Origin of the sequence: Bifidobacterium sp. B4142, from assembly GCF_026537325.1 — a bacterium.
Taxonomy (GTDB): domain Bacteria; phylum Actinomycetota; class Actinomycetes; order Actinomycetales; family Bifidobacteriaceae; genus Bombiscardovia.
Window position 1 is genome coordinate 1 of the sequence record NZ_JAFNMJ010000003.1, and the last position, 20,530, is coordinate 20,530.

Below are 20,530 nucleotides of genomic sequence, written 5' to 3' on the forward strand. Positions count from 1 at the left end.
TTCCGAACCCGGAAGCTAAGACCCAGCACGGCAATGGTACTGCACCCGGAAGAGTGTGGGAGAGTAGCACACCGCCGCCACAACATTTGAATATGGGAGGCATCCTCAGGACAATATACTTGAGGATGCACCCCTTTTTTATATTCGGCTCAGACCAAAGCTTGGCTGTTCCTGTCTTCCTGCACAAAGCCATGAGGGAAACAATCAAACACAGTTCGGCTGAATACCAAAGGTCGCCTTGTACTTGCACAGTCTGCGATTTGAACCTAGAGAGCACTGATGTCAAAACCGTCGCCCACTTTGCCGCCTGTCGTTTCTGGACTAGGACATCTAGAATGAAAAGCAGCCGAATCAGGCGTACAAATACGGATATGAAGAAAGCGGACGAGCATGGGCAAAAGAATCATTCTTGTAGGGGCCACGGGCAGAGTAGGCGCCTTGACTTGCGAGGACCTGGTCAAAGCCGGCCACGAAGTGGTCGCTTGCGCGCGAGGGGCCTCGAAGATTCACGCCAGCCAGCAGGTGGAGCCCGTGACCTTGGATCTGCATGACCCGCTCTCCCAGGTAACCGACGCATTCCGCAAGACGCATGCGGATGCCGTTGTCTTCACCGCAGGCTCACGCGGCAAAAACATCAACCAGATCGACGCCTTGGGAGCCATGAAGACCATAGAGGCGGCCAAAACGGTCGGCATCAGCAGGTACGTCATGCTGGGAGCCATGTATGCAGCAGACTGGCTGCGCTGGGAGCAGCCCCAGGTCAAACCTGCCATCGACGCCCTTGCCGACTATTACGTGACCAAGAACATGGCCGACCAATACCTGATCGGCTCCGGACTGGATTACACCATCATCGAGCCAGGCAGCCTGACCGAGCAGACCGGCACAGGAGCCATCCAGGTAGAACCAGACGGCCCCGGACCCATACCGATCCCCGACGTGGCACAATGCCTGGCCGACTGCGTCGACCTTCCCCAGACCACAGGCAGGATCTACAACATCATCGGGGGAGGCACACCAATCAAACAGGCCCTGACCGTAGAGCAGTGACAACACCAACCAGCCAAGCCCTCACAAGAAACTTCTGCCGCGAGACTATGGCGTGTCTGCACAGCAACGGTGATGGTACCTTGGTTGCATTGCTTGTTGGTTCTTGCTGTTGATTGCGCGCTGGCGCACTGCGTCCCAGTGACCTTTATAAAGGCGGAATTGGCGTGGGGACTGGGCGCAGCCTAAGGAGGTCGTTAATGAACATCACCAATTTTCGTGATCTGGGGGGCATCCGGACCATCCACGGCCGTCGGGTTCGTCCCTACAAGTTTATCCGATCAGGACAGCTGGTGGGTCTGGACGAAGATACGAAGAGGGAACTGGTCGACCGCTACCGGGTGACACAGGTCGTGGACTTCCGCCGGCCCTTTGAGAGACAGGAAAGTCCTGACGACAGGATCGATGGTGTGACCTTTATCAACATTGATCTGCTGGAGCAAAGTGGTACCAACGGCGCCAGCCTGGACGATTTCGCCTCGCTGGGTTTAGCGGATCAGGTCAACGGCCACATGTTGAATGTCTACCATGACCTGGTCATGAGTCCTGCGGCTCAGCGGGGATATGGGAAGTTCCTGCGCATCGTCGTGGACAACATCCAGGGGGCCACTCTTTTTCACTGCTTTGCCGGCAAGGATCGGACCGGGTTCGCCGCGGCTCTGGTGCTTTGGCTGCTGGAAGTGGACGACGACCAGATATTCGCGGACTATCTGAAGACCAACCAAGAGAGGGTCGCGGCCAACAATCAACTGCTGGACCAATTCCGCGCCAAAGGCTTCGACCAGGATTCACTGGATGCACTACAGATTGCGCTCTGCGTCAAGAAAGAATACCTAGCCCATGCCCAACAAACCATGGTCGAGTCCTACGGGGATGTCTTCACCTATGCCCAGCAGGCTCTAGGGTTCGGACCGGACCATGTGGAGGCACTGCGCAGCAACCTGCTGGAGTAGCCGCACAAGGCTGGAGGTAGCCGGTACGGGTAGACTCGAGCCTAGACGTCAATTGCGAGGAGGGCATTGTGCGATACATGAACTTAGGACGGTCAGGATTCCGGGCCTCCCGTGTGGCCCTGGGGGTCATGCGGATCGATCAGAAGAGCCGCGAGGAAGCGCGGACCATTGTGGAGACGGCCATGAACGCAGGAGTGGACTTCTTCGACACAGCAGACTGCTACCATGCCGGGGCCAGCAGCCGAGCCCTGGGACAGGCTCTGAAGGATCTGAGCGTAGACCGTGACAGCGTGGGCATTCAGACCAAGTTCGGCATTTTCCGCAACCCGGACAGCGATCAGATCACCCGCTACGACTTCTCCAAGGATCACCTGCTGAAGGCCCTGGATGAGGAGCTGGTCAACCTGCAGACCGACCATGTCGACTTCGTACTGCTGCATCGCCCCGACACCCTGGTCGACTTGGACGATCTGGCCGAAGCCTTCAATGAATTGCAATCCAGTGGAAAGGTTCGGCACTTCGGCGTCAGCAACGTCAACCCCATGCAGGTGGAGCTGCTGCAGAGCGCGGTAAGCCAGCGCCTGGAGGTCAACCAGCTGCAATTCGGCCTGGGACACACCGGCATGGTCGACCAGGAGATTCATGTCAATATGGGCGACGATCCGAGCCTGGACCATGATGGCGGTCTTTTGGCCTATTCACGGCTGAAGTCCATGACCATTCAGGCGTGGAGCCCCTTCCAGACCGGATACTTTGACGGAGTCTTCCTGGACAATCCCCGCTATCCCGAACTCAATGCAGAGTTGGACAAGTTGGCTCAACAGCATGGGGTAACCAAGAGTGCTATTGCTGTGGCTTGGATTCTGCGGCATCCGGCTGGCATACAGGTGCTTCTGGGATCCATGAACCCTGAGCGCATCACCCAGATGGCGGCTGGTGCGGATGTGGATCTGACAGCCCAGGAATGGTACGACCTCTACCTGAGCGCCGGTCACGACCTGCCTTGATCCGTGCTCTAGAGTCGCTCGCGTCCGCCCGGCTTTAACTGTTTCGGATTATGAGGGATTGCGCCCTGCCAGTCTGATCTTGTACCATTCGGATGTGTCATCTGGCAAGGCCTGCCCGATCGGGCATTGGGCGCTATGAGTGCAAAAGTGCACAGAAGGATAGTCAGATTGGTTTCGAGGTAGTCATACTCTGTCATGCATTATTTCACCCCACGACGTTGCGCTGCTACGTCCAAGATCATGTATCACGATCGGGCCAAGGCCCAGCAGGCCGCCGACCGCAGCATGGTTGAACGCAACGTTCTTCTGTGGGTCTACCGTTGTGATTACTGCGGAAACTGGCATCTGACCAGCCATGAGCCGGGCTCCTACCAGCGTATGAGGGCGGGCTCGCGAACTCTGAAACCGTATAGCCGCAAACGTGGGTATAAACCTCGTCGTCGGTAGGGGCAGTCATTGCCTCTGCAGCTCCAGCGTTCGACTTGGCATTCTTGATGATCGCCGAGTTGGTTCAGACGGCCCCAGGCAGCAAGATCGGATTCCGCTGATCTCGCTGCCTGGTGCCGATTGGGCTTTGTTTGTTCACCACTAGGCTGCTGAACTAGGCTGGTGAACTTCTCAGGTGAGCCTTACAGTTGTCTGGCCAGCAGGGACTTCGTTGCCTAGCAGGCTGGGTCAAAGCCCTGCCGGCGGATCGAATCCAGTATGGGTTCATGGCCGGAGGCAGGGTTGCGAACCTTGTCAGTCATCATGGCGCTGAATGAACGGTGGGGATCATCCAGGTGCCGGATGTCGCGATAATAACGTGTGACCGTCTGGTCGAAGTCGGCCAAGGCATCCTTCATGTCTGCATCATCGTCGGCCCGCTGATAGGTGTTGGTGAAGATTTGCGCCTGACGAGGCATCCTGGGCTTGGGATCCGGATCCTGGGCCGGATGGCCAATGGCAAGACCCAGCACCGGGTAGACCAGCTTGGGCAACTTCAGCAGATCGATTAGTCTGTTCGTATCATTGATGACACTGCCCAGAATGACTCCGCCCAGGCCCAGGGCGTTGGCTGCGGTCTCCATGGCGTGCAGGGCCAGGACCGCATCATTCTGGGACTGCAGGAAGACATAACCGGAGTTGAGCAGGGTGGTATCCGGATCCAGATCATCGTCGAATCGTCGGACCAGATCGGCATTGCGGCGCTGGTCGGCGAGGAAGATGTAGAGTAACGGGGCTTCGGCGACGTAGCGCTGATGGGCCATATCCGCGATAGCCAGCGCCTCATCATGATCCGTGACCCTGATGGCCGACCATTCGTGGAAATACCGGCTTGTCGCTGCATGCTGGGCCGCCTGCTCCAGCAGGGCGACGGTCTGGTCGTCTACCGGTTCGTCAGTGAATCCGCGGATGGAGCGCCGTTCAAGCAAGGTCCGTATGGTGGGATTGTCGGCCGGATTTGCGGTCGGGGTTTTCTGTGAATTTGATAAGGTCATTTTGACATTCTGGCCGTCAACGCCTGCCAATGCAAGACCTTGTCGTCAAAATCACGCAATCAGCGTTATCAGACCCAGCCTGGTTATCAGTCAGCGTCCCTTGCTTTCAGCGCTGGTGACGACGGTCGATCAGAGCCTGGGAACCCCGCTCGGACAGACCTGAGACCAGGGCGGTGACGGCTGCCGACAGAACGCCGAAGAGAAGACCGGCGGTAGCGCTCTCCTGATCCTCTTCGGGGCTGTCCACGCCTCCATTGCGCTTGCGGGCCAGTCCGCTCCAAAAGGCCTGGAAGAGCTTGCCAGCCAGCAGTGCGGCGATGCTGGGAAGCACAAACTTGACCAGTTTGTCTATTAGCGATTCCGGGTCAGATTCAATCGAGTTACGCATGTCATTCACCTTGCTATCCACCTGATGAAGCATGCCGACCACTTGGTCGGCCATCCTGCCAGGTTCCCGTCCTGAGTCCGTCATAGGTTCATTATCCCACACGCAGGGAGCTTGGGGCGTGACCGGACCTGGGGTTAAACTGCCATCTATGTACATTCCGAATGATACGTCGGGCAATGATGCCTCGGCCAAAAGCGAAGGCTACGCTGTGCTGCTGCGGCATGGTCAGACAGTTTGGAGCGAAACCGGACAATATACGGGGCGCACTGATATTCCTCTGACTGACCAAGGGCGTGAACAGGCCAAAGAGGCAGGTCAAAGGCTGGCCAAGGCCTTCCCCAATGGGTTTGACCCCGACTGCATTTTTTCCAGCCCCTTGCAACGAGCCAGGCAGACAGCCGAGCTGGCCGGTTTCCCTGATCCGGCGCCGATGGATGAGATCCTGGAGTGGGATTACGGTCCGGCCGAAGGGCACCGTCCTCAGGATGTGGTGTCCAGCCTTGGACGTGATTGGAAACTGTGGATCGATGGTCCGCATGCTTTGGGCATCGATGAGCTGACTGGCGACCGGGTGGTCAATCTGTCCTCGGGCAGCCCAGTTTCTGTGCACGTAACTCAGGGCGAAAGTCTGGATCAGGTAGCTGCCCGTGCGCGGGGGGTCGTCGAATGGCTTGAGCCCCTGGTGTGTTCGGGGCGGCATGTGCTCCTGGTGGCGCACGCCCACATCCTGCGCATCCTGACAACGCAGTGGCTTGACTTGGATCCCCATAAGGCCCAGTTGTTCAGGATGAATACGGCGCATTACGGTGTTCTTGGCATCTACCAGGGCAAGCGCGTGCTTAGACAGTGGAACGTGTGATTGAGCTGAATATTGGTATGTATTAGTGGGTTTGACGATTGCGATTGAGTCAGTACGAGATATCATAAGCCTGATCGGGCAGTAATTCATGGTGCATTATGATTGTCGTCCAGGTGTGATGCTTTCGGCCTTATGCCTTGGATGGGATGTACTGCTGCGTAGAATTAGCCTGGCTGGCACTGTTTCGCGAGGGTTAGTTATTTTCTCGCCAGCGATCAGATCCAAGGCCTTCCTGGCGGCAATCTCTCCAAGTCGTATGGGATTCTGATGGATTGTAGTCAATCCGACTTCATGAGCATACAGGCTGTCATCAAACCCTGTCAGCGAGACCGTGGATGGTACCTCGATGCCACTCTTCTGCAATTCGAACATCAAAGGTACCGCTATGCCATCCTCTTGGCAGGCTATAGCGGTGGGGAGGGATGGAAGGCTGAATACTTGCGTCAAGGCATCATCTATCTGGTCATGGCTGTCTGCAACCTTGATAATGGTGGGTTCCACTCCATTGGCTCGGCAGGTATCGAGAAAGGCATTAACGCGCTTTTGCGCACTGAAATGAAGTACTGAAGCATACATCTCCGTAATGATGAAGGCAATATTTCGGTGCCCCAATGACAGGAGATGACGTGCCAGTAGCATGCCTCCTTGCACGTCATCAATATTGACTGCCGCGTCGAACAGCTCCGATAATGATGAATTGATGCCGACAAGAGGAACATCTACTGAATGAAGTCGTTCAACTTCGTCCTTGTCTATGTCAAACGAGGTTACGATGACTGCATCAGCGTTGCGCCTGATAGGGAGATCACGGAAGAAGTTTTGTCGTTCTTGAAGGGTCAGAATTCGACGTATAGCAATGTCATAGCCAGCCGGGTTAAAGATTGTGTTCAGCCCTTCCAAAATTGAAGAATTGAACCAGGACTGGATAGGGCTGTTAATCAGTAATGCGATACGTAGCGACTGTCCTGATTTCAGTACAGTCGCTGATCTCATGATGGAGAAGTTCAGCCGGCGCGCTGCCTCAAGTACCCGTGCCCTTGTCTTGTCGGATACCAATGAAGGGTTGTTGAAAGCTCGTGAGACTGTGGAAACCGATACATGTGCCGAGGCGGCAACATCCTGAATTGTCGCATTCACAGGGTTGCCGCCTTTCAGTTGTTCCCAGCGCTCGCAGGCCGAGCTCTCCTTCTAATGCGGGGATCGGTCGTAAATGTTCACTCTAATAATATCCATGCAGTGGCATCTCGAGGAAGAAGGTTGTCTACGATTTCTACTGAAGCAAGAACTACACTACCGGCAGGTAAAGGAATGGGGCGTTCGCCGAAATTGGTGATGACTGCTAGTTTGCCATTTCCGCTGCTGCATGATCGGGTGTATGCAATCACTTTCGGATCGTCATAGTCCGTCAGCCAGGTCAGAGATGTATTAGGCATCTCTGTCAACAATCGTGCACGTTTAGCTATGGCCTGTCTGTAGAGACTCAACATGGATGATGGATCTGACTTTTCGCGATTAACGCAGAACCTTGCGAACCACATGGGTTGGGGCAGGTGAGGCTTTACGAATTGCCCGGATTTGCATGTGGAGAATCCGAAGGTTCCATTCTGCCCGAATTTCTGATTCCATGATGCTGGCTCGGGGGAGTCGTGGTCATCCCAAGGCAAGGGGACACGGCAGCCGTCACGTCCCTTTTCTTTTAAAGGTCCTTTGGAACGTACGGCTGTTGGATCCTCTAAGCGCTCCCACGGAATGTCTGCCACCTCAAAGAGACCTAATTCCTCCCCTTGATAAATGTATATAGACCCAGGCAAGCCCATTTCAAGTAGGATAGCGGCCCTTGCCCTCTGTGTACCTAGCACGCGGTTTTCTTCATAGGACTCGCCGTTTCGTAGCACCCAGTCCTTAGCTAATTGATGCTGTGTTCGGGAGTGGATCTGCGGCAACGCATAACGGCTGGCATGTCGAACCAGATCGTGGTTGCTCATTACCCATGTAGCCGTTGAGCGGGAGCGTTCGGCTGTTTGGAGACCATCCTCAATCGCATTCCGAATTTCTGAGGAATCCCAATTGGCCTTGGCAAATTCGAAATTGAATACCTGTCCTAATTCATTATTGGAGGCGTAACGGTATTGGTGATCCGGCTCGACCCAAGCTTCTCCAACCGCAAACCGAGCCGGTGTATATTCATCAAACACTTTTCTCCACTCGCGGTAGATGTCATGAACCTCCGGACGATCCCAGAGAGGATTGCTCCCATCTGGATTATCTTTGTTTTGCAGGGTCCATTGGTTTAGCTCTTCCAAAGGCCGGTTTAATACGTCTTTGGCCAGGCCATGTGCGACATCGATGCGGAACCCATCGGTTCCATGATCGGACCAGAAGCGAAGCGTGCGCTTGAAGTCTTCGCGCACATCCGCATTCTTCCAGTTTAAGTCGGGTTGTTCGGAAGCAAATATGTGCAGATACCATTGGCCGTCTTCAACTTGTTTCCATGCAGAGCCACCGAATTCTGATATCCAGTCAGTGGGAGGGATGGAACCATCAGGACCTCTGCCGTCACGGAATATATACCGGTTACGGGCCTTAGACCCTTTTGGTGAGGCAAGAGCCTCCTGAAACCAAGGGTGATGATCCGATGTATGGTTGGGCACAATGTCAACAATGACTTTGATCCCATGTGAGTGAGCTGTTGCTGTCATGGTATCGAAATCCGCCATAGTTCCTAGACGCGGGTCGACATTGCGGTAGTCAATGACATCATAGCCACCGTCGACCAGTTCAGAAGGATAGAAGGGTGAAAGCCAGATGGCATCGACTCCTAGGTAATCCAGATAGCTTATCTTACTCGTAATTCCAGCGATGTCGCCAATTCCGTCTTTGTTCGAGTCTTTGAAGCTACGTGGATAAATTTGATAGACGACCGCTTGTTTCCACCAGTCGTCCTGTTTCTGCATCTGCTGCATAATGCTCCTCCTGTGACATTGTGCTGCGGCAACAGGTAAGTGGCCCCACCGATATGCCTAGTCTCATGCCGGCTGCACTGCCAACCTGTACGATTATTGGATGGATGTCTCTATCGGATCGATCGAAAAGACATACCGATCCGTATTGCTTTTATTTGCCGCCTATGGCCTCCTCTTTCAGCAAGTGGTATACAGATAACCTATACTATAGAGATGACAACGATTGCAATTGAGAGTTGCAATAACTTATTATGCCATGCAATTATTATAAGGCATCTGATCAGCTATGAAGACTCATTACCGAAACTATAGAACAATAAGGGGGCTTGAATATAAAAATAACCCCGACTGACTGCCATTGAAGGCAATAAAATAGAGAAGTAATGGAACTGATGCATACGTTGTTTCTGTTTTTGATAGAAGCAAATAGCTGCAATATCAGCTAAATAAGAAGTCCTTTTGATTTTGAAGTGCTGATTATATTGCTCATATTTGACAACGGTTGCAATAGATGCCATACTACAAGTGTCCATGAGAATTCGCAAAGGAGCGTGAGCAATATGCACAGCGGTATCGTGAAAAGTATGACTGTCATGACCACGGTAGCCATGCTGGCGGTTGGTTTGGCGGGCTGTGGTGGTGGTGGTTCGTCCGCTTCCGGTTCCGACAAGGGAAGAGTCTATTTTCTTAATCACAAATCTGAAGTTGCCGATCAGTACCATCAGCTGGCAAAGGATTTCACAAAGAAGACCGGCATCAAGGTTGATATTGTCACGGCCGCGACCAATACACTAGATCAGACCACACAGTCGGAGTTGGCCAAGAAGGATGCGCCGACTATTCTGAGTATCGGCATGGATAACTTCCCGAAATTCAAGAAGTATCTGCTGCCTATTCAGGATACTGATGTCTACAAGCTCCTGGATAAGAATGGCAGGGAGTATTCCATGAAGGATGGCAGCGATTCCTTCACCTTCCCCTTTGCAGCTGAATATTATGGCATCATCTACAACAAGAAAATCATCAACGAATATGGGGCCAAACCCTACGCAGTAGTTAAAGGTGTCGACGAAATCAAGGATTACGCGACATTAAAGAAAGTAGTTACTTCAATTCAGGAGCACAAAGACGATTTGGGTCTTCAAGGTGCAGTGACTACGCCGTCGGTAGATGCTTCCGATGAGCACAGGTTCGTATCCCATATGTCACGTATACCGCTTTACTATGAATATCGGGATTCCAACACGACCTTCAAACCTGAATTGAAGGGCACTTATTTGAAGAATTACAAGGATCTTTTTGATCTCGAAGTTGCTAGCAGTCCGTCGAGTCCAAAGACAGCTAGCAATAAGACCTATGACGATTGCGTCGCTGAATTCTCCCAAGGACAGGTTGCTTTCTTCCCTGAAGGGGTCTGGGCCTACCCATTGATTCGCAATAACAAGGTAGCGGATGAGGATATGGGCATGCTTCCTTATTGGATGGGCATTCCAGGTGAAGAAAAAATGGGACCTGCATCTGTATATGATGCTTCATGGGCTATTAACAAAAAAACCAGCAAGGCCAATCAGGAAGCATCCCTGAAGTTCATCAAGTGGATGGTCACTTCCGAAGAGGGCAAGAAAACTCTTTCGCATAAGATGAGTTTCTCCGTGCCTTTCTCGGCATTCAGCGACAAATACCAGCCCAATAATGTTCTGACTTTGTCCGCGCGAGCCTATGAGAAGCAGGGTAAGCCACTGGTTCGCAGTTTCAATCTCCCCAGCACTCAGTGGGGCGACAATCTGGCCAACGCGCTCTTGGAGTATACCCAAGGCACCAAGGACTGGAACAATGTCGAGCACAGCTACATTGATGGTTGGCAGAAGGACTGGAAGCTGGTCAAACAGACAACTGGCGCCCTGCCGACTGCCACTAAACTCCACTAATTGATCGCAGATGAAAGTGGTCGTCTGAATAACAGCATCGCTGACGGGGACAAACCCTTGATACGTGCAAAACGCATGAATCTGTCCCCGGCTTTGCTCTGAACGAAGGCTCAAAGCTACTCCGAACAAAGTGGGCGACCGCTATACCTCAGAAAGTCAGCAACATAATGATATCAATGATAGGCAAATCCATACGCAAATGGTGGATGTTGTTCTCCTTACCGACCTTGGTAGCTTTTATGGTGGGGTTTGCGGTGCCTTTCATTCTCGGCATCTACTTAAGCTTCACAAACTTCACTACTATTACCGACGCCGAATGGGTCGGTGTTGGCAATTATTCAGGTGTCTTTAGTGACCCGGAATTCATACATTCCTTGATACTTACAGTTCTATTTACAGTGATAACTACGGTCATCATCAACGTTGTCGGGTTCATGATCGCCTATATGCTAACTAAGAAAATCAGTGGATCGACATTGTTCCGCAGCATCTTCTTTATGCCTAATCTGATTGGCGGCATCATTCTGGGATACATCTGGCAGCTGCTGCTCAATGGCGTGCTGTCATTCTGGAATCGGTCTATCACCTTCTCGGCGATGTATGGATTCTGGGGCCTGGTGATACTTACCTGCTGGCAACAAATTGGCTACATGATGATTATCTATATCGCCGGGTTGCAGGCTTTGCCAGGGGATGTCATCGAAGCTGCGCAGGTGGATGGTGCAAGCCAAGGTCAGACATTGCGACGCGTGATTCTGCCCCTGATGATGCCCAGCATCACGGTGTGCACATTTTTGACTATAACCAACGGATTCAAGACATTCGATCAGAACCTCGCATTGACCAATGGTGCTCCATCCAATAATTCCGAGCTGATCACGCTCAATATCTATCGAACCTTCTACGGAACCGCTGGCATGGAAGGGGTCGGGCAGGCCAAAGCTGTCATATTCTTCGTCATTGTTGCGATAGTGGCGATTGCTCAGAATCGCCTTTCTGCAAAGAAAGAGGTGGCATTGTGAACAAAGGCACCTTTCGTCACGGCCGTTTGTGGACCGTGTTCTTTTCGTTGGTCTCATTGCTGTGGATTTATCCGTTGATCCTAGTGATTGTCAACTCTTTTAAGAAAAAGGCATATATTTCCACAGAAACTTTCAGCTTGCCCAATGCAGAAAGTTATGCGGGACTGGAAAACTATCGACGCGGCATTGAGCGTACGAATCTTTTGGTCAGCTTCGGGTGGACCATTATTTTGACCGTGGGAAGCGTTTTGCTGATCCTGCTATGCACATCTATGTGCGCCTGGTGGATAGTCCGCGTTAATAACAAATTCGCAAAGCTCATCTATGTGCTGTTCCTTTTCAATATGATTGTACCTTTTCAAATGATCATGTTCCCACTGTCCAAAATCACCGACATGCTCGGATTGAACACACCCTGGGGCCTATGGGTAATCTATCTGGGCTTCGGCGCCGGTCTCGCAGTCTTCATCTTTACAGGAGCTGTGAAATCGCTGCCAATGGAAGTCGAAGAATCGGCCATGATCGACGGTGCATCGGTTCCACAGACTTTCTTCAGAATCATCCTGCCCATGATGAAGCCAACTGTCATGAGCGTGGCCATTCTTGAAACCATGTGGATCTGGAATGACTTCTTGCTGCCATATCTGACTTTGGATATCAGAAAATACAAAACAATATCGATAGCCGTGCAATATTTAAAAGGCGGCTATGGCGCTGTCGATCTGGGCGCCATGATGGGCTGCCTGGTCTTGGTCATCATACCGGTCGTCGTATTTTATGTGCTCTGCCAGCGATACATCGTTGAGGGTATTACTACTGGAGCTGTAAAGGGGTGAACTGTGGGTGAAGCAACCAGCAGGAAATCGAGTGGAATAAGAGTCTCCCAGTCAATAATGGGCCAGTCAGTCTCTATGGGCTATGATGCCAAAGGCGGTGCCCGTAACCGGTCTTCATTGTATGCTGCAGCAGGATTGGAATGGCCGAACGACTATATGCCTGAGGAGGAGATACCTCGATATAACGATTACCCATTTTGTGTAGATGTTTCCAATAATCGACTTTTGGCTTCGTTAGATCGTTCGGCATTCGTTCGTCGTGCAGTAGTCTGTGTGGGGTCTCAGGATGCGCGGGGTTATGATGCTCCAGGCGTATACACTAAAAAACAATTGGCATACTTCGATGGTCATTGCGGATTGCGCATGTCGATTGACGGCAGACCTTTGCAACAGCCTTCCCTGAGCTTGGAGAAGGGGGTGGTTCCTGTTTTTGGCTTCTGCCGGCGCGACGTCGAAGTGACGCTGCGGGTATTCGTGCCAGCTGTCTATGAGACAAAGGCGAGTGCTGTTTTCCTGCTGGCTGAGGTGAGAAATCAGAGTGATTCGTCCCATGCGCTGGGTATTGAGTTGGATTACGAAGAATCAGGTCAATCAAAGTGGCCGAATTTAGCAACGGACGTAACGCTGATTGTTGAAGGTAATACCGATAACCATGGCAGCTGTCAGATGAGTATTGATGCCGGACAGATAATACAGATCGGCTGCATTTGCAGATTCGGTGTCGGCGTGCTTCCATCACCTCCAGTGGTGACTCTTGGGGAAATGGATTGCGCACTTGGGAAAGTCTTAGAGTCCGTAGGCTCTCAAGGAGTGTTAGAAGTACCAGAAGAGCCTTGGGTTGGTGATGAGCTGACACGAGCGGCTGAACTTGCCAGGCAGAGTGTCCTTCAACTTGCTAACGGTGAGGTCATAGGTTCTTTCTGGGGGTCTAATGTCAATCCGAAGCCTGACGTGTGGATGAGGGATTTTTCCTACACGACTATTGGTTTAGTAGATACGAATCCAAAGTTGGCATATAGGTGCGCTAAATATCTTTGCGCCGCCAGTGCTCCTGGCGAGCTGTGGGGTACGACTGAAGAAGGCCAAGGAGATGAATCATCGTATCGGCACTCTTTGGGTAACGCCTGCATGGGCGCAGTTGTCCTCTCGATGATTTTTCGACGTTATGGCTACGACTCGGTGGATCAGCCTGATTCGGTGATTGTCGATTATCTTCATCAGCTTGCAAGGTGCATGATCGCCGACCGGCCTGATCGAGGATCATTGTATGCCACGCGTTTCATTTCCGATGGCTTGTCTCGCGGGGACTTTCATACTGGTTCCAATATGCTTGCATGGAGAGCTGCAGATGCCTTAATTGAAGATTTCCATGCTCTGTTTGATAACAGCACGATCGAGACGCTGTCGTCGATTCGTTCACAACTCGTGGAGACCATTGAAACGCTGTGCGTGGGGTCCTTCGGTCAGGGTGAGCAGTTCGTGGAAGGTGCATATGCCGATGGCACTCTAGTGCCAATTCATGATGCTGAGGAAAGTGATTTAGCGCTTGCAAGCGTTTATGGTTTTACCAAACGTGATGATCGCCGCATCATCAACCATATGTATTGGGCTCATAGCACAGGTAATCCATATTATGCCCGGATCTCCGGTGGCATTGATTTCTGGGATTTCGACGGAAGCAATGGCGTTTCATATCCTGGGTACCTGTGTCTACTGAAGCGGACAAGGAATCGTGAGGATCTTCGGCAGGCTTTTGCAGCAATACGTAGGACAACCGATTTAGATGGGTCGTTTTGGTGGTGGCCGTTTAAACATGACGAAACGGATGCGAATCGAGTAAAACGAGGTCTGGGAAAGTGCGGCTGGTGCGGTGGTGAATTCGTGAGTCTCATACTCCATGACATTCTCGGAATACAAACCGATGCGAAAACCAGATCTGTAAGCTTTGCACCGTATCTGCCTTGGCGCAAGGCTAGCCTCACCGGTTTCGCTTTCCTGGATGGCACGGTGGATTTTGTGGTGGACGATAAAAAGCTTAGCCTTGTGAACAACACAGGCCGCGATATTTATGCTCGTCTACAACTTTGCATGCCCGCAAATTCCATGCTTGAAGATGTCAAAATCAATGGTTCGAGCAGGAGGATGGAAGCTCAGCTGGTCAGGCTGTTCGACAGTTCTTCAGTAGTTTTGAAAGAGATAGTGGGCCCACAGAGGCGGATTGATATGACTATCGCGATTTCCTAAGCGATCAATAGCCGACATACAAGTTTGGATGAATCAGAAAGCGAATGGTGCGATTGATGGTGCAAGCATACGAGAATGACCTGCTTTATCGCCTGCTGAGGCCCAGGCATGGTGTGACTAGGTGCATAAATGGGGAAAATCCTCAGGGGGGTAGAGGGGAAGCTGGAAATTCAAGCAGTCCTTTAGGGTTTACCAGAAAAGGGCATCCCAGTCTGCCAGTTCTGCGCCGCGGCGAAACAGTCACTATTGCAGATATTCAGGAGCCGGGGATCATCAAGCATATGTGGTTCACTGTCACGGATGCCACTTCGCCACAGGGTTTGTATGTTCTTCGGAATCTGTTAATTAAAATCTATTGGGATGGTGAAGAGAGACCGTCAGTCGTCTCTCCTTTGGGTGATTTCTTCTGCTGCGGACATGGACGGGGTGCTCTGGTGGACTCCTTGCCTATCTGCGTTAACCCAACGAGAGGATTTAATTGCTACTTCCCCATGCCGTTCAGCTCGGCTAGAATCGTACTAATTAATAACCACGACGAGGATGTGCAATCAGTCTTTTATCAAATCGATTATGAACTTAATGATGCACTGCCTGACGAGCTGATGAGGTTCCACGCTCAGTGGCGGCGGGAACCTGTCACTACTAGACAACAGGATTACACCCTGCTTGACGGTGTAGCGGGTGACGGAATATATGTGGGTACCTATTTGGCCCTTACTGCTTTGCAATCACGATGGTGGGGCGAAGGTGAGTTTAAATTCTTCATCGATGGAGATAACCAATTTCCTACCTGGTGCAGTACCGGTGCTGAGGATTATTTCGGTGGTGCTTGGAGTTTTCGATCGGAAACGAATAAAGATACCATGCATGAACAGACCTATAACAGGGCCTTCATGGGCTACCCATTCTATTCGCGGACATCTGGGGGTGAAGCCAGTGATTATTGGGATGACTCAGGTCCTGTAGTTCGGGGAATGTATCGATGGCACCTAATGGACCCAATTATCTTCCATCAGGATTTGCGGGTCACATGGCAGCAGATAGGAGGCCGCGAGAGCGGAATGTTCGAGCGGGAGGATGATGTGGCCACTGTGGCTTATTGGTATCAAACAGAACCGCATCTGCCTTTCCCTACTGTTGTCGAAAAGCCTGATCCGAATCTGCTGATGCCTAGGTGACGTCGAAAAGAACATCATGCATTTTCTGTCGCCAGAGTCTGCCTTCATGCGTGGACTATCTACGGTTATTGATGCAGTATGGATAACCATCTTGATGATTGTGGCATCGTTGCCCGCAATTACTGCAGGCTCTGCTCTAGTCGCTGCGAATTATGCGGCCAGGAGATCTTTGGCGGGCATCGGACATGTGACACGAGATTTTTTTGCTGCCTTTAAAAGCAATTTTATGCAAGCGACCATCCTGTGGCTGATTCTTGGTATTCCTGGTGCTGCTTTGGTAGTCCTCTGGATTGTTGTGCGTTCATGGGCGTTACTGGCTCCACAGCTTATTGCTACCTGTTTTTGGATAATCAGTTTTGAGTGGGTTTGGTGGTTACAGGCGCGATTTGCCAACTCTCTTGTGGGAACATTGAAGAATTCATTGATTTTCGGGCTGACTAAATGGCCATATACCGTAGTGATCGTAATGCTTGACTGCTTCATTTTCGTACTTCTATTCGCCTCGATGGCTGTTATGCTACGCGGTCTTTTTTTGCTTGCTCTGGTGGCGCCTGGAGGCTTGGTCATGGTTAAGAGCGCAATTTTAAATTATGCAATGCGTTCCTACGTCGCATAAGAAAGTGACCATCTGAACTGATGCAGGAATCGTTTACTTAGGTGGGAATAATATTTGCCAGAAGAAGTTGAGTGATGTAGGCTCAAGTTTCGGAGCGGTCATGATGGCTGCCTGCCCGGGTCGACGGAAGCTGGCCATCGGGACCACGAACGAAGCGCGAGCGGAGAACGTGAACGTCGAGGTGCGGGGTCAGGCCCTGTGCCCCATTTCATCAGGAGGTAACGAAGTATGGCACGTGCAGTTGGCATTGATCTGGGAACCACCAATTCCTGCATTGCAACCTTGGAGGGCGGCGAACCCACGGTAATCGTCAACGCTGAGGGCGCGCGGACCACGCCATCGGTGGTGGCATTCAGCAAATCCGGCGAGATTCTGGTCGGCGAGGTGGCCAAGCGTCAGGCAGTCACCAACGTTGACCGGACCATCAGCTCGGTCAAGCGCCACATGGGCACCGACTGGTCCGTCGAGATCGACGGCAAGAAGTGGACCCCTCAGGAGATTTCGGCCCAGATCCTCATGAAGCTCAAGAGGGATGCCGAGTCCTACCTGGGCGAACCCGTCACCGACGCGGTCATCACCTGCCCTGCATACTTCAACGACGCCCAGCGCCAGGCCACCAAGGATGCCGGTAAGATCGCCGGTCTGAACGTCCTGCGCATCATCAACGAGCCCACTGCTGCGGCTCTGGCCTACGGTCTGGAGAAGGGCAAGGAGGATGAGCGCATCCTGGTCTTTGATCTGGGCGGCGGCACCTTCGATGTCTCCTTGCTGGAGATCGGCAAGGACGACGACGGCTTCTCCACCATTCAGGTTCAGGCCACCAACGGCGACAACAAGCTGGGCGGCGATGACTGGGATCAGAAGATCATCGACTGGCTGGTCAGCGAGGTCAAGAACAAGTACAACGTGGATCTGTCCAAGGACAAGATCGCTCTGCAGCGGCTCAAGGAGGCTGCTGAGCAGGCCAAGAAGGAGCTGAGCTCCTCCTCGTCCACCAGCATTTCCATGCAGTACCTGGCCATGACCCCCGACGGAACCCCAGTCCACCTGGACGAGACCCTGACCCGGGCGCACTTCGAAGAGATGACCTCCGACCTGCTGGGCCGCTGCCGCACGCCTTTCAACAACGTGCTGCATGATGCCGGCATTTCGGTTCAGGACATCGACCACGTGGTGCTGGTCGGCGGCTCCACCCGTATGCCCGCCGTCAAGGACCTGGTCAAGGAACTGACCGGCGGCAAGGAAGCCAACCAGACCGTCAACCCCGATGAGGTCGTGGCCGTCGGCGCTGCCGTGCAGTCCGGCGTCATCAAGGGCGACCGCAAGGACGTGCTGCTCATCGACGTGACCCCGCTTTCCCTGGGCATCGAGACCAAGGGCGGCATTATGACCAAGCTGATCGACCGCAACACCGCTATCCCCACCAAACGGTCCGAGGTCTTCTCGACCGCCGAGGACAACCAACCCTCCGTGCTGATCCAGGTCTACCAGGGCGAGCGTGAGTTCGCCCGCGACAACAAGCCTCTGGGGACCTTCGAGCTGACGGGCATCGCTCCGGCTCCGCGCGGCGTCCCTCAGATCGAGGTCACCTTCGACATCGACGCCAACGGCATCGTGCACGTCTCCGCCAAGGACAAGGGCACCGGCAAGGAGCAGTCCATGACCATCACCGGCGGTTCCGCCCTGCCCAAGGACGAGATCGACCGCATGGTCAAGGAGGCCGAGGCTCACGAGGCCGAGGACAAGCAGCGCCGTGAGGACGCCGACACACGCAACGCCGCCGAGTCCGCCGCCTACCAGACCGAGAAGCTGGTCAACGACAACAAGGACAAGATCTCAGACGAGGTGGCCAAGGAGGTCACCGACAAGGTCAACGCTCTGAAAGAGGCTCTGAAGGGCGAGGACATCGACAAGATCAAGAACGCCCAGAGCGAGCTGATGACCTCTGCCCAGAAGATCGGGCAGGCCCTCTACGCCCAGCAGGGCTCCACTGATGGTGCAGGCGCTCAGGGCGCTGCAGGTGCCGCCGGTGCTGCCTCGGGTGCAGGCTCCTCTTCGTCCGCCGATGACGACGTGGTGGATGCAGAGGTCGTGGACGACGACGACAAGAAGAAGGACGGCGAGTGACATGTCGGCCTTAGATAAGGATGATGCCGGGCCGCTGAAGGGCGACCCGGCCGCCGCCGGCGAACCGGGCGGAAACGAGGCCAAGTCCTCTGACGCCGCCTCGGCGCCCGACCAAGAAGCGGCTCGCGGACGTCACGCCGACAAGAGCGCAGCAGACGAGAGCCAGGCGGCTGGCCAGACCTCGTCGGATTCCTCCGCCAAGGACGCTTCGTCCGCCGATGCTCAGGCTGACGACAAGACTGATTCTGATTCGGCCAAGGAAGACGGCACCGACAAGGAATCAGAGGGTCTGACCCCTCTGGGCCAGGCCAAGAAGGAGGCCGCCGATTATCTGGAGGCTCTCCAGCGCGAGCGGGCCGAGTTCGTCAACTTCCGCAACCGTGCCAAGAAGGAGCAGGACATCTTCCGCCAGCACGGCATCGTGGATGTGCTGACCGCCCTTCTCCCGGCCCTTGACGACATCGACCGGATCAAGGAGCATGGGCAGATGGACGACTCCTTCCAAGCCGTGGCCAAGAAGATCGACAAGACCTTCGAGAAGTTCGGCGTTGAGAAGTTCGGTGAAAAAGGCGAAGACTTCGATCCCACCAAGCATGAGGCCATCCTGCACAAGCCGGATCCCGAGGCCAAGAAAGAGACTGTTGACACGGTTGTCGAGGCAGGCTACCGGATCGGCGACCGGGTGATCCGGGCAGCCAGGGTGGTGGTGACCTCGCCCGGGCAGTAGCAGGGACGGTAATTGCGGACCTTCCGCAGGCTGAATCGACGCCTTCGCATGTGGCGGCTGGGTGGGCATGGTCCCGCCCGCCGCCGCATGCGAAAGGGCGGATTCCAATTCAATATATTCGTAGCTTATGAGGAAAGGAGACATGGATGGCTGAGAATGAATGGCTGAGCAAGGACTATTACAAGGTCCTTGGTGTCTCCAAGGACGCCAGCGAAGCGGAGATCACCAAGGCCTACCGCAAGCTTGCCCGCAAATACCATCCCGATCTCAATAAGACCAAGGAGGCCGAGGAGAAGTTCAAGGACATCTCCGAGGCCTACGACGTGCTCAGCAACAAGGAGCAGCGCCAGAAGTACGATGCCATTCGCCAGTTTGGCATGGGGGGAGCCCGGTTCGCCGGAGGCTCCGGCCAGGGTGGCTTCAACACTGATGCATTCTCGGACATCTTCGGTTCCATGTTCGGTGGGGCCGGGGCGCCGAATGGCACCCGGATACGCTTCGGCAATGGTTCGGGACAGCCGGACTTCGCTGACATCTTCTCCTCCTTCGGAGGAGGTGCCGGCGGTGGCGGCCGGACCACCTACCGGGAGAGCAGGCCCAGACCCGTCAAGGGCGAGGATCGCAACTCGCGCATTGGCTTGTCTTTCCGTCAGGCGGTCAAGGGGGCAACGGTCTCCCTGAGCGTGGGTGGCAAGCGCTTCAAGACGCATATCCCCGCTGGAGTTCACAACGGCCAGAGGATCAGGCTGGCCGGCAAGGGTCGGCCTGGCAGGGACGGGGGCGCCAATGGCGACCTCTACCTGCAGATCAGCGTTCAACCCAGCCAGCGGTTCACCATGGAGGACAGGGACCTGGTCATGACCCTGCCGGTGACGGTATCCGAGGCAGCCCTGGGAGCCAAGGTTCAGGCACGGGACATCGACGATCAGGTCGTCACCTTCAAGATTCCGGCTGGCTCCTCCAGCGGCGACGAGATTCGCATCGCCGGCAAGGGGGTTCAGGACCGGCGCGGCAAGGGCGACCTGGTGGGGCGGCTTGAGATCCGTATGCCCAGTCGGTTGGGTATGGCCCAGAAGAAGGCCATGCGTGACTTTGCCAAGTCCAGTGGCGACTTCGACGAGCAGATCGCCGGAGAACGCATGACGATATGACGA

Annotated in this window: 19 protein-coding genes; 14 read left to right on the forward strand and 5 right to left on the reverse strand. The window is 53.7% G+C overall.

Going from position 1 to position 20,530, the window contains the following annotated elements; genetic code table 11:
- The first annotated feature begins 390 nt into the window (after positions 1–390).
- From J3U06_RS06105 to J3U06_RS06120, 4 genes are all read left to right on the forward strand, one after another.
- Positions 391–1,050, forward strand: a complete 660-nt coding sequence (locus J3U06_RS06105) for an NAD(P)H-binding protein (protein ID WP_267444628.1) — start codon at positions 391–393, stop codon at positions 1,048–1,050.
- 197 nt (positions 1,051–1,247) lie between these two features.
- On the forward strand, positions 1,248–2,000 hold the full coding sequence (locus J3U06_RS06110; protein ID WP_267444629.1) for a tyrosine-protein phosphatase: 753 nt from the start codon (positions 1,248–1,250) through the stop codon (positions 1,998–2,000).
- A 68-nt stretch (positions 2,001–2,068) separates the two neighbouring features.
- On the forward strand, positions 2,069–3,007 hold the full coding sequence (locus J3U06_RS06115; RefSeq protein ID WP_267400304.1) for an aldo/keto reductase: 939 nt from the start codon (positions 2,069–2,071) through the stop codon (positions 3,005–3,007).
- 195 nt (positions 3,008–3,202) lie between these two features.
- Entirely contained in the window at positions 3,203–3,454 is a 252-nt protein-coding gene (locus J3U06_RS06120) for a hypothetical protein (RefSeq protein WP_267400305.1), read from the forward strand.
- A gap of 215 nt (positions 3,455–3,669) precedes the next feature.
- Here J3U06_RS06120 and J3U06_RS06125 read toward each other — a convergent pair whose 3' ends face one another.
- Together J3U06_RS06125 and J3U06_RS06130 are read right to left on the reverse strand one after the other, a co-directional pair.
- Positions 3,670–4,488, reverse strand: coding sequence for a nitroreductase family protein (locus J3U06_RS06125; RefSeq protein ID WP_267444630.1), 819 nt, complete (start codon positions 4,486–4,488; stop codon positions 3,670–3,672).
- A 106-nt stretch (positions 4,489–4,594) separates the two neighbouring features.
- On the reverse strand, positions 4,595–4,960 hold the full coding sequence (locus tag J3U06_RS06130; protein WP_267444631.1) for a DUF4235 domain-containing protein: 366 nt from the start codon (positions 4,958–4,960) through the stop codon (positions 4,595–4,597).
- 64 nt (positions 4,961–5,024) lie between these two features.
- Here J3U06_RS06130 and J3U06_RS06135 point away from each other — a divergent pair, with 64 nt between their 5' ends.
- Complete coding sequence (locus J3U06_RS06135; RefSeq protein WP_267444632.1) at positions 5,025–5,735, forward strand: histidine phosphatase family protein; 711 nt, start codon at positions 5,025–5,027, stop codon at positions 5,733–5,735.
- Between the two features lie 96 nt (positions 5,736–5,831).
- Here J3U06_RS06135 and J3U06_RS06140 read toward each other — a convergent pair whose 3' ends face one another.
- The 3 genes from J3U06_RS06140 to J3U06_RS06150 form a co-directional block, all read right to left on the reverse strand.
- Positions 5,832–6,872 (reverse strand): LacI family DNA-binding transcriptional regulator, encoded by a 1,041-nt coding sequence (locus tag J3U06_RS06140; RefSeq protein WP_267444633.1) that lies wholly within the window; start codon positions 6,870–6,872, stop codon positions 5,832–5,834.
- Between the two features lie 77 nt (positions 6,873–6,949).
- Positions 6,950–8,698 carry a glycoside hydrolase family 13 protein gene (locus tag J3U06_RS06145; protein ID WP_267444634.1) on the reverse strand — a complete coding sequence of 583 codons (1,749 nt, stop codon included), beginning with the start codon at positions 8,696–8,698 and terminating at the stop codon, positions 6,950–6,952.
- Positions 8,699–8,982: 284 nt separating this feature from the next.
- On the reverse strand, positions 8,983–9,216 hold the full coding sequence (locus J3U06_RS06150; protein WP_267444635.1) for a hypothetical protein: 234 nt from the start codon (positions 9,214–9,216) through the stop codon (positions 8,983–8,985).
- A 42-nt stretch (positions 9,217–9,258) separates the two neighbouring features.
- On the opposite strand from J3U06_RS06150, the gene J3U06_RS06155 reads away from it, so the two are divergent.
- From J3U06_RS06155 to J3U06_RS06195, 9 genes are all read left to right on the forward strand, one after another.
- Positions 9,259–10,626 carry an ABC transporter substrate-binding protein gene (locus J3U06_RS06155; RefSeq protein WP_267444636.1) on the forward strand — a complete coding sequence of 456 codons (1,368 nt, stop codon included), beginning with the start codon at positions 9,259–9,261 and terminating at the stop codon, positions 10,624–10,626.
- 167 nt (positions 10,627–10,793) lie between these two features.
- Complete coding sequence (locus J3U06_RS06160) at positions 10,794–11,648, forward strand: carbohydrate ABC transporter permease (protein WP_267444637.1); 855 nt, start codon at positions 10,794–10,796, stop codon at positions 11,646–11,648.
- Positions 11,645–12,484: a carbohydrate ABC transporter permease gene (locus J3U06_RS06165; RefSeq protein WP_267444638.1), complete on the forward strand. Its 840-nt coding sequence runs from the start codon at positions 11,645–11,647 to the stop codon at positions 12,482–12,484. The genes J3U06_RS06160 and J3U06_RS06165 overlap by 4 nt, the downstream gene beginning before the upstream one ends.
- 3 nt (positions 12,485–12,487) lie before the next feature.
- Positions 12,488–14,728 carry a hypothetical protein gene (locus tag J3U06_RS06170; RefSeq protein ID WP_267444639.1) on the forward strand — a complete coding sequence of 747 codons (2,241 nt, stop codon included), beginning with the start codon at positions 12,488–12,490 and terminating at the stop codon, positions 14,726–14,728.
- A 56-nt stretch (positions 14,729–14,784) separates the two neighbouring features.
- Positions 14,785–15,906 carry a glycoside hydrolase family 172 protein gene (locus J3U06_RS06175; protein WP_267444640.1) on the forward strand — a complete coding sequence of 374 codons (1,122 nt, stop codon included), beginning with the start codon at positions 14,785–14,787 and terminating at the stop codon, positions 15,904–15,906.
- A 16-nt stretch (positions 15,907–15,922) separates the two neighbouring features.
- Positions 15,923–16,522, forward strand: a complete 600-nt coding sequence (locus J3U06_RS06180) for a YesL family protein (protein WP_267444641.1) — start codon at positions 15,923–15,925, stop codon at positions 16,520–16,522.
- A 228-nt stretch (positions 16,523–16,750) separates the two neighbouring features.
- Entirely contained in the window at positions 16,751–18,649 is a 1,899-nt protein-coding gene (gene dnaK, locus J3U06_RS06185) for a molecular chaperone DnaK (RefSeq protein ID WP_220236695.1), read from the forward strand.
- A 1-nt stretch (position 18,650) separates the two neighbouring features.
- Positions 18,651–19,376 carry a nucleotide exchange factor GrpE gene (grpE, locus tag J3U06_RS06190; RefSeq protein ID WP_267444642.1) on the forward strand — a complete coding sequence of 242 codons (726 nt, stop codon included), beginning with the start codon at positions 18,651–18,653 and terminating at the stop codon, positions 19,374–19,376.
- Between the two features lie 146 nt (positions 19,377–19,522).
- Positions 19,523–20,527, forward strand: a complete 1,005-nt coding sequence (locus J3U06_RS06195) for a J domain-containing protein (protein WP_267444643.1) — start codon at positions 19,523–19,525, stop codon at positions 20,525–20,527.
- Positions 20,528–20,530: the final 3 nt, after the last annotated feature.